This window comes from Nitrincola salilacus, assembly GCF_046271865.1.
Taxonomy (GTDB): domain Bacteria; phylum Pseudomonadota; class Gammaproteobacteria; order Pseudomonadales; family Balneatricaceae; genus Nitrincola; species Nitrincola salilacus.
Genome location: NZ_CP176580.1, coordinates 3861852 through 3876069, shown reverse-complemented (window position 1 = coordinate 3876069; position 14218 = coordinate 3861852). Strand labels below are relative to the sequence as shown.

Annotated in this window: 12 protein-coding genes; 4 read left to right on the top strand and 8 right to left on the bottom strand. The window is 52.7% G+C overall.

All coding sequences use genetic code 11. From position 1 onward, the window contains the following. Position 1: 1 nt before the first annotated feature. The 3 genes from ACK3CJ_RS17895 to ggt are packed head-to-tail and all read right to left on the bottom strand — an operon-like array spanning position 2 to position 3446. Positions 2 to 673, bottom strand: coding sequence for a gamma-glutamyl-gamma-aminobutyrate hydrolase family protein (locus ACK3CJ_RS17895; protein WP_409523571.1), 672 nt, complete (start codon positions 671 to 673; stop codon positions 2 to 4). Continuing rightward, positions 658 to 1647, bottom strand: a complete 990-nt coding sequence (locus tag ACK3CJ_RS17890; protein WP_409523570.1) for an amidoligase family protein — start codon at positions 1645 to 1647, stop codon at positions 658 to 660. The genes ACK3CJ_RS17895 and ACK3CJ_RS17890 overlap by 16 nt, the downstream gene beginning before the upstream one ends. Before the next feature lie 2 nt (positions 1648 to 1649). Further along, the gene (ggt, locus tag ACK3CJ_RS17885; protein WP_409523569.1) at positions 1650 to 3446 is read right to left on the bottom strand and encodes a gamma-glutamyltransferase; all 1797 of its coding nucleotides are present in this window, start codon (positions 3444 to 3446) and stop codon (positions 1650 to 1652) included. Positions 3447 to 3482: 36 nt separating this feature from the next. Between ggt and ACK3CJ_RS17880 the strand changes: the two genes are divergently transcribed. Both ACK3CJ_RS17880 and ACK3CJ_RS17875 read left to right on the top strand, forming a co-directional pair. Next, on the top strand, positions 3483 to 4022 hold the full coding sequence (locus ACK3CJ_RS17880) for a YaeQ family protein (RefSeq protein ID WP_409523568.1): 540 nt from the start codon (positions 3483 to 3485) through the stop codon (positions 4020 to 4022). 23 nt (positions 4023 to 4045) lie between these two features. Beyond that, positions 4046 to 5440 carry a TAXI family TRAP transporter solute-binding subunit gene (locus ACK3CJ_RS17875; protein ID WP_409523567.1) on the top strand — a complete coding sequence of 465 codons (1395 nt, stop codon included), beginning with the start codon at positions 4046 to 4048 and terminating at the stop codon, positions 5438 to 5440. On the opposite strand, the gene ACK3CJ_RS17870 is transcribed toward ACK3CJ_RS17875, so the two are convergent. Then, positions 5404 to 6507 (bottom strand): diguanylate cyclase domain-containing protein, encoded by a 1104-nt coding sequence (locus tag ACK3CJ_RS17870; protein WP_409523566.1) that lies wholly within the window; start codon positions 6505 to 6507, stop codon positions 5404 to 5406. The genes ACK3CJ_RS17875 and ACK3CJ_RS17870 overlap by 37 nt on opposite strands. A 262-nt stretch (positions 6508 to 6769) precedes the next feature. Here ACK3CJ_RS17870 and ACK3CJ_RS17865 point away from each other — a divergent pair, with 262 nt between their 5' ends. Beyond that, a complete protein-coding gene (locus ACK3CJ_RS17865) occupies positions 6770 to 7198 on the top strand; it encodes a TIGR01244 family sulfur transferase (protein ID WP_409523565.1) in 429 nt (142 codons plus the stop codon). A gap of 181 nt (positions 7199 to 7379) precedes the next feature. Next, positions 7380 to 8672: an NCS2 family permease gene (locus ACK3CJ_RS17860; protein WP_409523564.1), complete on the top strand. Its 1293-nt coding sequence runs from the start codon at positions 7380 to 7382 to the stop codon at positions 8670 to 8672. Between the two features lie 92 nt (positions 8673 to 8764). Here the strand turns inward: ACK3CJ_RS17860 and ACK3CJ_RS17855 are convergent, their stop codons facing one another. The 4 genes from ACK3CJ_RS17855 to ACK3CJ_RS17840 all read right to left on the bottom strand — a co-directional run bounded on the left by ACK3CJ_RS17855 (position 8765) and on the right by ACK3CJ_RS17840 (position 14082). Next, positions 8765 to 9979, bottom strand: coding sequence for an MFS transporter (locus ACK3CJ_RS17855; protein ID WP_409523563.1), 1215 nt, complete (start codon positions 9977 to 9979; stop codon positions 8765 to 8767). Positions 9980 to 10495: 516 nt separating this feature from the next. After that, positions 10496 to 11992 carry an alanine/glycine:cation symporter family protein gene (locus tag ACK3CJ_RS17850; RefSeq protein ID WP_409523562.1) on the bottom strand — a complete coding sequence of 499 codons (1497 nt, stop codon included), beginning with the start codon at positions 11990 to 11992 and terminating at the stop codon, positions 10496 to 10498. 301 nt (positions 11993 to 12293) lie between these two features. Next, positions 12294 to 13598 (bottom strand): TRAP transporter large permease, encoded by a 1305-nt coding sequence (locus ACK3CJ_RS17845; RefSeq protein WP_409523561.1) that lies wholly within the window; start codon positions 13596 to 13598, stop codon positions 12294 to 12296. Next, positions 13588 to 14082 (bottom strand): TRAP transporter small permease, encoded by a 495-nt coding sequence (locus ACK3CJ_RS17840; protein WP_409523560.1) that lies wholly within the window; start codon positions 14080 to 14082, stop codon positions 13588 to 13590. The genes ACK3CJ_RS17845 and ACK3CJ_RS17840 overlap by 11 nt, the downstream gene beginning before the upstream one ends. Positions 14083 to 14218: the final 136 nt, after the last annotated feature.

Below are 14218 nucleotides of genomic sequence, written 5' to 3'. Positions count from 1 at the left end.
ATTACGCGTGCTGCCGTGCGCTTTCAACCAGTGCCTCGAAAATCTGGCGCTGGCGCCTCAGAAAAATCAGAAACTCCGGGTGCCACTGCACACCGATCAGAAAACCATAGCCGGGGTCCTCAATTGCCTGAATGATCCCATCCAGATCACGACCCGATACGTGAAGATGGTAACCTGTTCTTTCGATTGCCTGGTTATGCAGGCTGTTGATTTTACATCGACTCGGGCCTAGACATTCAGCCAGCAGGCTGCCGGGCTCTATCTCCAGAGTTTTCAGTGGCAGAAATGTGCGCCTGTTCGAGGTAATACGGCGCTGTGATTTGATATCCTGAAACAGGCTGCCGTTGCGGCGGACATTCAGCAGTTGCGCGCCGCGGCAGATCCCCAGTAGTGGTAGTCTGCGTCGCAGCGCATCATCGATGACGGCTGACTCAAAATGGTCCCGCAGTTTGTCGTAGCGAGGTTCAACCTCAGGTTCCGAGGCATAGAGTACCGGATCGATATCATGCCCGCCGGTTACGACAACCCCCTGATACTCATAGTCGGACGGGTTGTCTCCCGGTCTCAGTTGCAGTGGCTTACCACCATAAAAACGCACTGCCAGCGCGACCATCAGTCGTGGCCCTGCTGCCCCAATCTGCGGGCCGGTGATCGCGATTACTGGCTTAGCCATCGCTTATCGACCTCCTCCTCCCAGTGGCCCAGCCAGCGGTTCAACGGCTGCTCAAGAAACAGCAGAAATGCTTGGCTGCAGTCTCTGAGCCGCTCCGTATCCGAGGCCATCCACTCAACCTCCACCCAGTCATTCCAGGCTTGATGGAACCCCCATTCCGGCTGATCTATTTCGCTGTCTGGCAAACGATAATGGAAGGTTGGGCGAGCCTTGATCAATGGGTCAGGTGTGATGCGATTGACGCGCGCCTCATCCAGATGCTTGAACAGCGGCAACAGATCCAGTGCTCTGTTGCGTGTTGGGTTGTGTTTCAGGTAGTCGTCTATCAATTGAGCTTGATCCGGCCAGTATTCTGGGCTCAACACAAGGCGTAAGTAGCTGATCGGGAAGGGGTCTATGTAATTGGTCAGACGGCGTGTGATGTTGATTTCGGCACGTTTGAGCAGCCAGGGATATAGGCAGAGAAAGGCTTTCAGGAACGCAGTCAAAGTGGTGGGGTCTTCACTCGGTATCTCTGGGTTGAACTGTAGCCCGAAAGCATTGCTGGCTTTTTCCGAGGTCCCTTTTGCGCCGGCAAGTCGTAGCGTCTTAAACAGGGATTCCACTTCAGGCAAACGATCCAGTGGCAAGGGTGGGCTGACCAGTTCCAGAGGTACCAGTGGTTCTGAAACCAGTCGGAGCAGCTCTTCGGCGGTTTTTCTGACCTCATCTTTCAAGTCTCCGGAGTCGCGTGCTTCCCGTCCCATGGTTTTCAGCAGGTTGAAGTCCAGCTCAACAATCCAGTCACCGGCCGAGTCTCCTTTCAGAACGCGCTGGTAACGGCCGTCGGTATGGATTTCAATGCCCAGAAAATCACTGACTATTGCGGCCAGTTGATCCAGCGTCAGACCATTCATTTCCAGCTCTATACCGACTCGCCGCATGTCCCCGGCTGGGTTATGTTGCCAGGGTGGTCGTCTGATCTCTATGTCCATACTCAGTCTCCTCGGGCTACGCCATCCATGCGGGGGTCTGCTCCGCCTCTCCAGCCTGACTCTGTACGTTCTATACCGTGCAGGCCACTTTCCAATGATATGATTTTGACCTTGTGGCCGCGGACCTTCAAGTCAGACGCCAGATCTGCCAGCCCAGTTCCCCGTTCCAGTTCCAGAACGTCACCACGATGGATCATATTGGGCAATGCAATCGCATCCTGCAGATCCAGATTCCAGTCGAGTACACCGAGAAGCGTTTTAAGGACATAGCCGATGATACGGCTGCCTCCACGTGAGCCGATCACCAGATGCGTATTGCCCTGGGCATCAAAAACGATGATGGGCGACATGGAGCTGCGTGGTCTTTTTCCAGGAGCGACGGCATTGGGGTGAGGCAGGTTATCCAGAGACGGATTGAAGCTGAAGTCGGTCAGTTGGTTATTGAGTAGAAAACCGTTCGTCATGCGACGATTGCCGAAGGGCATCTCATTAGAGCTGGTCAATGCGACCAGACGCCCATCAGCATCCACTATGCTGAAGTGAGTTGTACCAGTTGTTTCACTCGGTGCTTTGAATGCAGCCCCAAGGCGCTGCGGTGACTGTCCTGGTGAGCCTGGATAGATCTTCTTCAGTGCTCGGTCTGGGTTGATCAATGCAGCGCGCTGGCGCAGGTAGTCTTTGTCAATCAATGCCTGAGTCGGGACTTCGACGTAATCGGGATCACCGATATAAAACTCACGATCAGCAAAGGCCAGTCGACTGGCCTCGGCAATCAGGTGCAGGACTTCAGCGCTCTGGTACTCCATCTGTGGCAGTGGGAACTGCTCCAGCATACCCAGTATCTGCAGCAGAGTGATGCCGCCAGAGGAAGGGGGAGGCGCGCCGCAGATGGTCCATTGCCGATAAGAGGCGCAGATGGGTTCGCGCTGCCGTGCGGTATACTGCTCAAAATCAATGCGTTGCAGGTCACCGGGCCAGATCCAGGAGGCGCTGGCGCGTGCAATGATCTGCTCAGCAAGCTCCCCTTGATAGAGTGCCGCAGCACCCTGATCAGCCAGAATGCGCAAAGTGTCAGCCATGGCTGGGTTCTGCAGTTTGGGATTATCGTCACGTGCCTGAGTTTTGAAATAGTGTCGCGTATCACGAAAAAGCAGCAAAGAGGGATCCTGATCTATCTGTCGTTTTAATCTATCCGGCATAGGTATGCCCTGCTCAGCCAGAGTTGCGGCAGGCTCAAATAAATCATGCCAGGGGAGTGTGCCATGCTGCGAGTGAGCCAACTCCAGCATGGCCATCAAGCCGGGTACGCCGACAGCTCTGCCCGAAGGAATTGCCAGTGGCAACGGTACTGCCAGGCCCATCACAGTGAAGCGGTCTTCATCGGCAGCGGCTGGTGCCGTTTCGCGACCATCGAAAAAGTGCAGTCGGTTATTGGGCGCATCATGAAACAGTAGAAAACCACCACCTCCAATACCACTTTCCGGTGGTTCGACAAACCCAAGAACCATCTGCACGGCGATGGCGGCATCTATGGCATTGCCGCCACGTCGCAATACATTGAGCCCTGCTTCAACTGCCAGGGGATGGGCGGCCGACACCATAAATGATTCTGCCTGCCTGTCGTCCATTGTCTGACGGGAGGTCAAGTCAACCTCTTCGTTGTCAGCACAACCCTGTAAAAGTAATAAAACACACAAGAGCATGCCAACTCTGCCGATAAAAGGGGTAACAAGGATTTTTTTACCGGTTGGCGCATGATGCCTCGCTTGCACTTGCCGGTTGATCAACTTATTGTGCATATCCCTTTCCCTTATGGATCTCTTGCCAGGTTACCTATGGCCCAGAAGTCGACAATTTACAAAGCGGCCCTGAATATCTCCGATATGGACCGCGGTTATTATCATGACCACCACCTTACCATTGCCTTGCACCCTTCTGAAACCGAAGAGCGAATGATGGTTCGACTGGTGGCTTTTGCACTTTTTGCAGATGAATATCTGGCTTTTACCCGCGGTATCAGTACCGATGATGAGCCAGATCTGTGGCAAAAAAGTATGAGTGATGAGATAGAGCTGTGGATCGATCTCGGTGCTCCGGATGAGAAACGGGTGCGTAAAGCCTGTGGACGAAGCAAACGAGCAGTCATCATTCTGTATCACGACAAGCATTTGATCTGGTGGCAGCAGAACCAGCATCAACTGACCCGCTTCGAGAACCTTGATATCCTTCAGTTTGAAGATAGTGTAGCAAACGACCTACTGGCATTGAGTCAGCGCAGTATGCAACTGCAGGTCACGATTCAGGATGGAGATCTGTGGATTTCTGATGCTGAGCACACCGTGCTGGTCAAGCCGAAGACACTGAAAGGCTATTGATCGAGACAGGATAAGGGGGCTGGATGGCAAAATCAGAACCGACCATGCAGATGAGTCAGAAAGGTCTCTGGTGGGAGCACCTGAAAGTAACACTGCCGATTGTATTGATATTGCTGCTGGTGGCTTTTACAGCCTGGCAGTTTGTTGAGCCGGCTCCACCACAGCAAGTACGATTTGCCACAGGTTCTCCAGGCGGAGCTTATGAGAGTCTGGGCCAGCGCTATGCAGAAGATTTTGCACGCAAGGGTATCACTCTGGAGCCGGTGCCGTCGGCAGGCTCGGTGGAAAACTGGCAGTTACTTCTGTCGGCAGAGGTCGATGCCGCCATCGTGCAGGGAGGAACTGCTCCGGATGGCGTTGGCGATACCTTGCAAGCGGTCGCCAGTGTCGCATACGAGCCTCTGTTCGTCTTTTACCGTACCGACTCGCTTATCCTGGATGCTGAGTCAGCGTCGACACAAGCAGAGCGTTTGCAGGAGCTGGATGGTCTTAAAATCGCCACAGGTGTCGAAGGCAGTGGCACTAGGATGCTGGTTGAAACCCTGTTGGCCGAGGCTGGGATGCTGGATAGTTTGAATATCGAGCAGATAGCTGTTGGTGGGCGCGCCGCGGCTGATGCCTTGCTACAAGGTGAAATAGAGGCTGCAGCCTTTGTGATGTCACCGAATGCGCCGATGATTCAGGAGTTGCTGTCAGTCCCGGATCTCAGTCTGGTGGACTTCTCACTGGCGCAGGCCCTGTCGCATCGTTTGCCCTACCTGACACCCGTGACGCTTTACCATGGAGTTATCGACCCAGCACAGGGTTTGCCGCAGCGGGATATTCGCATGGTTGCCCCGGCCAGCTATCTGGTTGTGCGCAGAGATACTCATCGTTCAGTTGTACAGCTGTTGATGGAAGCGGCCAAAGCAGATCAGGGGCAACTGAACCTGATTACCCGACCCGGGGTGTTTCCTTCACTGATGTATACCGATATCCCAGTGGCCGCTGAGGCGGAGTATTTCTTTGAGCGTGGCCCCAATATTCTACATCGTCATATGCCATTCTGGCTGGCATCGCTTGTGGATCGGCTGGTGATTCTGATCATTCCTCTGCTGGTGATTCTTATCCCGCTGTTGCGGATTGCGCCCCCGGCCTTTCGCTGGAATATCCGGCGCCGTATCTATCGCTGGTACAGTAAACTGAAGATCATGGATGCCACGTTGGCTCGCAATGACGTGCCGCTGGAGCTGCTGCAGAGCGATCTGCGGCTGATCAGAACGCTGGAGGATGAGGTCGGCAAGACCGAAGTGCCACTTTCCTATATGGAGGAGTTTTACAATCTACGCCTGCATGTTTCCTACATCCGGCGGCGGTTGGAGGAGCGTATCAGTGAGGCAGATCAGGCAGCCGAACAGCCAGAGGAAAATAGCGCATAGCGGTTCTTGCCCTGACGCTTGGCCTGATACATGGCGCTGTCTGCCTTTTTGATCAGCTCTTCGGCTGCCTGCGCGTCGCTGGTCAAAGCAATTCCCAGGCTGGCGGTGACTGACAGCGTGTTATTTTCATGGATGAAAGGGACTTTGATCTTGTTGATCAGCTTCTCGGCAATCGCAACGGCTGCTGTCGCTGAGCTGATCTCCTGAAGCACTACCAGAAACTCATCTCCACCGATGCGGGCCACCGTATCCACCTCTCTGACGTTGTGGCTTAACCGATGAGCTGTTTCGATCAGTACCGCATCGCCGGCATCATGACCATGCTGGTCATTGATCTCCTTGAAGCCATCCAGATCGATGAAGATGACTGCCGCCATCGTCTTGTTGCGCCGGCTAAAGGTGATCGCCTGAGTGATGCGATCTTTACCCACTCGCAGGTTGTGCAGGCCAGTCAGGTTATCGTGATTGGCAAGGCGGCTGATCTCTTGATTCTGTTCTTCGAGCAGGCTGATCAACTGCTGCTGGTACTCCTTCAGATAGCTGAAATGGATCATGATCAGCATCAGCGAGAACATGTTGCTGACTATCGCGTTTATCCAGGCGACATGGCTGCTGGCAAACTGGTTGGCTTCGACGGGTGGCTTTAACGCGCCGGTGTAAAACAGCCAGGCAAAGAGAGTCATGGTCGATACCGCAAACAGCATATACAGCAGTACCAGGCGGCTGGTATAGGCGATCATCAGAATAAATCCGGTGATCACGAACCAGATCATACCGTTGCTCAGCAGGCCCCAGTTGGCAAGCGCTGCAATGGCGACAGAGGTGCCGATAGTCGCCAGTGTATTGATTTTGAATTTCAGGCTGAGTCTATGTCGAAGGACGGCCAGAGCGATAACGAATAGACCACTGCCGATGTACACATAGAAAGAGAACTGCCAGCCGGAGATCAGATAGCGTGAGAGGGTGGCAGGAACTGCGATACACACCAGAAGGGCAGCAAGCAACAGCAGTCGGTTGGCTGATTTGTCGCGAAAACTCTCCATGTCCAGTTGTGTGAAACGCATCATGGGGTACTTTTTATCCTGATGGTGCTTATTATTATAGTCTGGAGTCAGGTAAAAGGATGAACCATAAGTGATTCTTCTCACCCCGTCGATAGCATAAGCATTCAATATACCTGACATTTTCCGGCAGGTGGGCCGGGATAACAGCCTCAACTTCAATGCTTATGGTAAGACAATATTCAGCTTGCCTGTCTTTTATGCCATGATTGAACTTGGCCCACGGGGCATTCATATCCTCAAGTGCAGTCGATCAGGAGCATTATTTATGGAACATACCTTACCCCCCATGCGGCAACTGACTGATTCCCTGAGAGCGTGCGGGCAGCTCCAGGCGGATGATATCCGTGCTTTGGCAAAGGAAGGGGTGCGTACTCTTATCTGCAACCGTCCTGATCAAGAAGAACCGAATCAACCAGGCAGCGACGAACTGGCTGATCTTGCGCGCCAGTTGGGGATTAGTTGGTATTATCAACCGGTTATCACCGGTCAGGTTACCGATGAACAGGGGCTTGAGTTTGGTAAGATATTGCAACAGGCCGAAGCGCCGGTTGTGGCCTTCTGTCGCAGTGGTGCACGTTGTGGCACCCTCTGGGCTCTGAGTCAAAAGCCGGAACGCTCCGGTGACGAACTGGTGGCCGAACTTAAACGGGCTGGCTATGAAATGCCGGACTTTTTCAAACGCCTGACCGGTTGATACCGCACAAAGAAATTGTCGTTTCTGCACGAATACTTGATGTCTGAAATTTTTGTTTCGGAGCTGCCTCCACAGTGGCATTCTGTTTGCTAGACTAGCTGGTAGTCAGACTGCTTTGTGGCATGCCGCAGGCGAAAGCTGATCGGGACAAATCATATAAAAGACTCATGGGAGCATCTTTATGCTGGAGCGACTTTTTCAGATCAAAGCCCATAACACCACGGTGAAAACCGAGGTGTTAGCTGGGGTGACAACCTTTCTCACCATGGCCTATATCATCTTTGTCAACCCGAGCATTCTGTCCGGGGCTGGCATGGATTACGGCGCTGTGTTCGTTGCGACTTGTCTTGCGGCTGCGATTGGTTGCCTTATTATGGGGCTCTGGGCCAACTATCCGATCGCCCTTGCACCAGGAATGGGCCTGAATGCCTTCTTCACTTATGGTGTTGTTCTGGGAATGGGTAACACCTGGGAGGTGGCACTGGGGGCTGTCTTCCTGTCCGGTATCATCTTTATCCTGATCAGTATTTTCAAGATCAGGGAGTGGGTGATTAACTCCATCCCATCAACATTAAAACTGGGTATCGCGGCCGGTATTGGTCTGTTTCTGGCGATGATTGGTCTTAAAAATGCGGGTATCATCGTTGATCATCCGGCAACATTGGTGACAATGGGTGACCTGTCCCAGCCTGCGGCTATCTATGCCTTGCTGGGTTTTTTCATCATTGCTGCACTGGCACACCTGAAAGTGACCGGTTCAGTGATGATCGGTATTCTGGTGATCACTGTCGCAGCGATGCTGTTGGGGCATAATGAGTTCGGTGGGATTATGGCAGCTCCACCCTCCATTGCACCGACCTTCTTTGCACTGGATATTGCAGGTGCTCTTGATGTGGCGATGATCAGTGTGATCTTTGCTTTCCTGTTTGTTGATCTGTTTGATACCTCCGGTACCCTTATCGGTGTTGCTGAACGCGGTAACCTGCTGGATAAGGATGGCAAGTTGCCTCGCCTGAAAAATGCGCTGCTGGCGGATTCCGGCGCTACTGTAGCAGGCTCACTGCTCGGCACTTCTTCCACCACCAGCTATATCGAGAGTGCATCCGGTGTGGCGGCAGGTGGGCGTACCGGCCTGACCGCGGTGGTGGTAGCCATCCTCTTCCTGATTGCTCTTTTCTTTGCTCCTCTGGCGGGCTCCATCCCTGACTATGCCACGGCTGGCGCGCTGATCTACGTTGCTGTGCTGATGGCTGGCAGTCTGTCAAAAGTGAACTGGGATGATGTGACGGATGCAGCTCCGGTCCTGATCGCGGCCTTCACCATTCCACTGACATTTTCCATCGCACATGGTATTGCGTTGGCCTTTGTCAGCTACGCACTGATCAAACTCTTTTCGGGGCAGGGAAAAGAGGTCAGTGTGGCGGTTTACGCGCTGGCCGCCCTGTTTATTGTCAAATTTGTATTCTTTCCCTGATCAAAAAGGAGTTGCCCACTCTGGAACAAATGTTTCAGAGTGGGTGAGGTCAGATCTGTATCAGGCGGTTCTGTACCTGCTTAAAAGTGCTTTTATGTCTCGCTCAATGCCCGCAATGCTGGCTTTCTGGCAGTCACTATTGCTAAGGCTATGGTCAGAAATCCTGCGAGTATGTAGGTCATGCTTAGCGCTTTTTCTGTGTCTTCCATGAGAGGAATGAAAACCCAGTCAGTCACCAGTGGGGATACAACATACCCGGCAGCCAGAGCAGCACCGGCAACTGTGTCACGGACAGCGAAAACGCGCCCCTGAATATCTGTCGGTACCTGGTGCTGCCAGATAGAGTGAGCTATTGAGGCGAGTATGGGGGTGGCCGCGTAGAAGATGAAGGCAGAAAGACCAATCAGAACCAGGTTCTGCGTGATGCCGATTAACACGATTGATATGCCGCATATCATCAGAGCATAGAAAATGCTGTACATCTGCTTTGCCGGCCCATCCCATGACGTAATGAGGAGAGCTCCGATGGCCAGGCCTGCGCCTGCAGTGGATCGTAAAGATCCTAGGATGGCCTCAGACGAAAACGCCAGGATTAAAGGGGTGAAAAGAACTATTGCCGCCCCGCGCGCCAAGTTTGAGCATGCATGAATGATAAGAAGTTCGCTCAGACCCTTCGAGCATCTTATATGATGGATTCCAAGTTTCCAGCCATGTTTCAGGGTAGTGCTGGTCTTGGACAGCAGTTCTGGGAAGCGGATTGTCGTCAAAATTGCAGCTGAAATCGTGCAGGCAACTGCTGCAGTAGCAGCGATGGTCCAGCTGCCTGCATACTCCAGAAGCAATCCAGCCACAAGTGGGGCCAGAATATGAGCACAGGCCAGTCCACTCTGCACGATACCATTCAGTCTTGGATAGACCCGAGGGTCATCAGAAAACAGGGCGATCGAGGAGTTATAAGCGAGCCGATGAACACCTGCAACGGAGGATACGGCGATAATCACGAGGTAGGTACTTGCTAAAATCGATGCATCTTGCCTCAAAATCAAAAAATAAAAAGTGAAGATAGTCGCCTGTAAAAGGCAGCAAGTGATCAGTACGGCTTTTCTCGATACTTTATCTACAAGGGAGCCGGCCAGAGGGGTGATTAGCAGTTCTGGAACGTAACCGCAGAGGACGGTTATTCCAAATGATGTCAGCGATCCTGTCTCGTTGTAAACAACAATGCCAGCGCTGAAAACCACCAGCACGACTGAAAAGGTGACAAGGGTCTGACTTAGCCATGCGACAGCAAAAGCCAGTTTCATCATTTCTCCCCCCGCAAAAAGCAGGTCCACAGATTATCCGGATCTACAGATAGGACAAACGCTGGAAAAATCAGAAAAAGGATAATGCCCGGAACTGAGAGGGTATAGATCGTGATGATGAGTGTTGCCCTTTCGAGAGTCTGGTGCTCTCTTTTTGAAGCACTTTGAGAGAGAGTCCGGGTAATCACCCACTTCCTATGGAGGCTGTTTTCAAACATGTTGTTGAATCCTTGGATGGACACCTCGAAAATCTGATACTTTCGCTGTTACCTGATTACACTATGCTCAACCCATAGAAAGCAAACAATTTTCTACGATCCGGCTAATTGTTGATCGCTTCCTGGTGATATCTCCATGTCATCATTTCAGGGAAAATTACACTCCTGACGGTTAACCGGGATGCAACAAAACAAAAATGCCCCGGATTATGACCGAGGCATTTGTTGCACGACTTAGAGGGTGTGAAGTTATTCTTACACAGCCTCTAAGTGGTGGGCTTTTGCTGATTATGAGTCAGACTTACTCTGATTTCTGGTTCTTCAGACGCTCTTCCCAGAAGGTGGCATTCTTGATACCCAGCTTCACCGGGTCAAAGGTGATCGGGCCACCAGCCTTTTGCTGTGCTTCATAATCTCGCAGTGCCAGCATGGTCGGCCGAGAGACAAAGAAGATCACAAGAATACCGACTATATTGATCCAGGCCATCAGGCCCACACCGACATCTCCCAGATCCCAGATGTAACCTGCTGTATTCACCGTGCCGTAGGCCACCATAAACATGATCACCAATTTGACCAGAGTGAGTGGGATGCCCAGGTTAAGCGCACGGCGCAGATAGGCCACATTGGTTTCGGCAATATAGTAGTAGGCCAGAATGGTGGTGAAGGCGAAAAAGAACAGGGCGATGCCGACAAATACCGGGCCCACTCCACCGAATACACTTAAAAGCGCCATCTGAGTGAAGGCGGGAGAGGCAATGATGGTGTCAGCCGGAACGTTCTGAACGATAAACTGACCCGCTTCGAGAGTGCCCTGCACATTGTACTGCTGAGTGATCAGAATCATCAGTGCTGTTGCGGTGCAGATAAACAGTGTATCTACATAGACCGAGAAGGCTTGAACCAGACCTTGCTGAGCCGGGTGCTGAACTTCAGCTGCAGCAGCGGCATGTGGACCGGTACCCTGTCCGGCCTCGTTGGAGTAAATGCCGCGTTTGACACCCCAGCCGATCGCTGCGCCAAAACCTGCCTGGGCCGTGAAGGCATCCGACAGGATAAGACCAAATATGCCCGGAATTTTTTCCAGGTTCAGGAAAATGATGATCAGAGCCATGATGATGTAACCCAGTGCCATAAAGGGAACAACGATCTGGGTGAAGTGCGCGATACGCTTGATACCACCGAAGATGATGAAAGCCAGTACGATCAGGATGATCGCCAGGGCGATCAGTTTGGTGCTGCCGACTTCGCCGAAGCTGCTGGCAACAATCTGGCCTTCGCCGAATACCTGAGTGACGGCATTGCCGACGGCATTGGCCTGTATGCCCGGCAAGAAGATACCGCAGGCAATGATGGAAGATAAAGCGAACAGAATACCCAGCCATTTCCAGCCCAGGCAGCGCTCAAAGTAGTAAGCGGGGCCACCACGATACTGGCCGTTATCATTCACTTTATACAACTGGCCGAGAGTGGACTCAGCATAAGCAGTGCTTGCGCCCAGGAAGGCAACTACCCACATCCAGAAGATGGCACCGGGACCACCAAAGCCGATAGCGGCTGCCACACCGGCAATGTTACCGACCCCTACACGGCCGGACAGAGAGACGGAAAGTGCCTGAAATGAAGAGATCCCCTTGTCAGACTCATTGGAGCTGAACAGCAGTCTCCACATCTCTTTAAAATGACGTACCTGCGCAAAACGCGTCAGGATCGAGTAGAAAAGACCTGCACCAAGGCACAGGAAAATCAGTGCATCACTCCAGATATAGCCGTTGAGTGTATTAACCAGCGTTTCCATGATCGATGTGATTCCGGTTCGTTATTGTTTTGTCTCTCAGTCATGCGATGTGAAGTTATAAGCCGTGAATTGGCTATAACATTCAGTGTCGAAAACCGAGGCGCAGTATTCTGCAGCAACGAACGCGTTATATCTATTGATCAAGTAGGCTTTTATTCTGAATTTAGCGTGAATTTCAGGATAATTTTATTAATTTTTATAATAAACGTTAAATATTTCTGTTATGCTTCTCAATCTATTGATAATAAAGAGTTTTGTGGTGATCTATTGGTAGATGGAAAAGTTCTCATTTTCATCTGTGTTACCAGTTGCCAACAACAAAACCGAGCTTATCCGGTAACCAGAGCGCGATGCCCGGCACCAGCATTACCAGTATCAGGGAACTGAGCATGGTCAGCATGAACAGGAATGCCCACCCGAAGGTTTTCTCCAGCCGTATGCCAGCCACCTGTGTCGTGACCATCAAATTGACTGCGACGGGAGGGGTAAACTGGCCGATGGCGATATTCATCGCCAGCAGTATGCCAAACCAGACAGGGTTCCACTCGAAGTGCTGGATCAAGGGAATCAGAATCGGTGTGATGATCAGATAGATGGAGATTGCATCCAACACCATACCGACCACTAGAACCAGCAGCATGATCAGTACCAGCAGTACCCAGCCGTTATCCGAGATGGAGAGCAGCAGAGTGGCCAGGTGACGGAAGGTACCAAGCGTTGTTCCTGCCCAGGCAAAGATACCCGCCAGAGAGATGATCAGCATTACCACGCCGGATATTCTGGCGGCCTCCCCGAGGATCCCCCACAGGGATTTAAGGCTGAGTTGACGGTAAATCACCACGCCGGTGATGACGCCATAGGTGACCGCTACTACGGCTGCTTCTGTGGGGGTAAACAGGCCGGAGCGCAGACCACCCAGAATCAGTATCGGTGCAAATAGCGCTGGCAGCGCCTGGATGAAGCTCTCTTTCAGTGGTGGTCGTTCACCGGCTTTTGGATCTTCCCAGCCATAGCGACGGGACAGCCACCAGGCTGGCAACAAAAGAGACAGACCAGCCAGAATGCCGGGAAACAGTCCAGCTGCAAACAATGCACGAAGATCAACGCCGGGCATCACTACAGAATAGAGAATCAGCGCGATAGAGGGAGGGATCAGGATCGCAGTAGAGGCCGAAGCCGCAATCAACGAAGCAGAAAACGCCTTGGGGTAGCCTGCTCTGGTCATACTCGGCAGCATCACCATTGCTACAGCGGCAGCATCGGCAGGTCCCGAGCCACTCATGCCACCCATGATCAGGCAGACCAGTACCGCCACCAGTGCCAGACCACCGTGGCGTGGACCAATCAATGCCTGCGCGAAGCGTACCAGACTGCTGGCAACACCGGCACGTTCAAAAATCAGGCCGGTCAGAATAAACAGCGGAATCGCTATCAGCGGATATTTGGCCACGCTGTTGTAAGTGTTAGTGCCCAGTGTTGCGAGCATATCAGGTGGCAGGCCGGCGATGATTCCGGCTGTGCCACCCAGACCCAGGGCAAAGGCTACGGGGATCCCCAGCAGCATCGCCATGCCGAAGATTGCCAGCATCCACAGATCAGGACTCATGCTCACCTCCCTGTGGCTGCCGGTAGCTGTCACGCCAGCGTTCGATCAGGCTCTGAGTCAGGCGCAGTATAATGGCAAGGCTCAGCAGAGGGAGCCAGATGATATAAAGCCAGGTTGGATAGCCAAGACCAGGAGACAGTGATTCCCAGTGGTACTCCTCCCAGGTCAGTAGGCCACCATACCAGGACACCAGCCCCATCAGCAGAACGCAGGCAGCCCACTGCAGCAGGTACAGCGCGCGCTTCAGTGGCGGAGGCAACGCAGCCTCGACCACCAGAATACGAATATGTTCATGCCGACGAGCAGCCACGGCAGCACCGGCAAAGGTCAGCACAAACAGCAGAAAGACCGAGAACTCCTCGGTGAAGGCAAAGGAGGCATTGGTGGCATAGCGCACCACGACATTACCGAGACTGATCAGACAGATGCCCAGAAGGGCCAGTGAAGCGAGCCAGGATTCAGGACGGGATTTAGGTCCGTTCATATGGGTACTCATCAGAGCTTCTAGAACAGTGTGTCTAGAACAGTGTGTGTAGAGCTGGGTGCCTTGAGCTAGAGAGTCCAGGGCTGAGAGTCTAAAGCTGATAGCCAGGCCCACCGGACAGAGAGGGCCTGAAGGT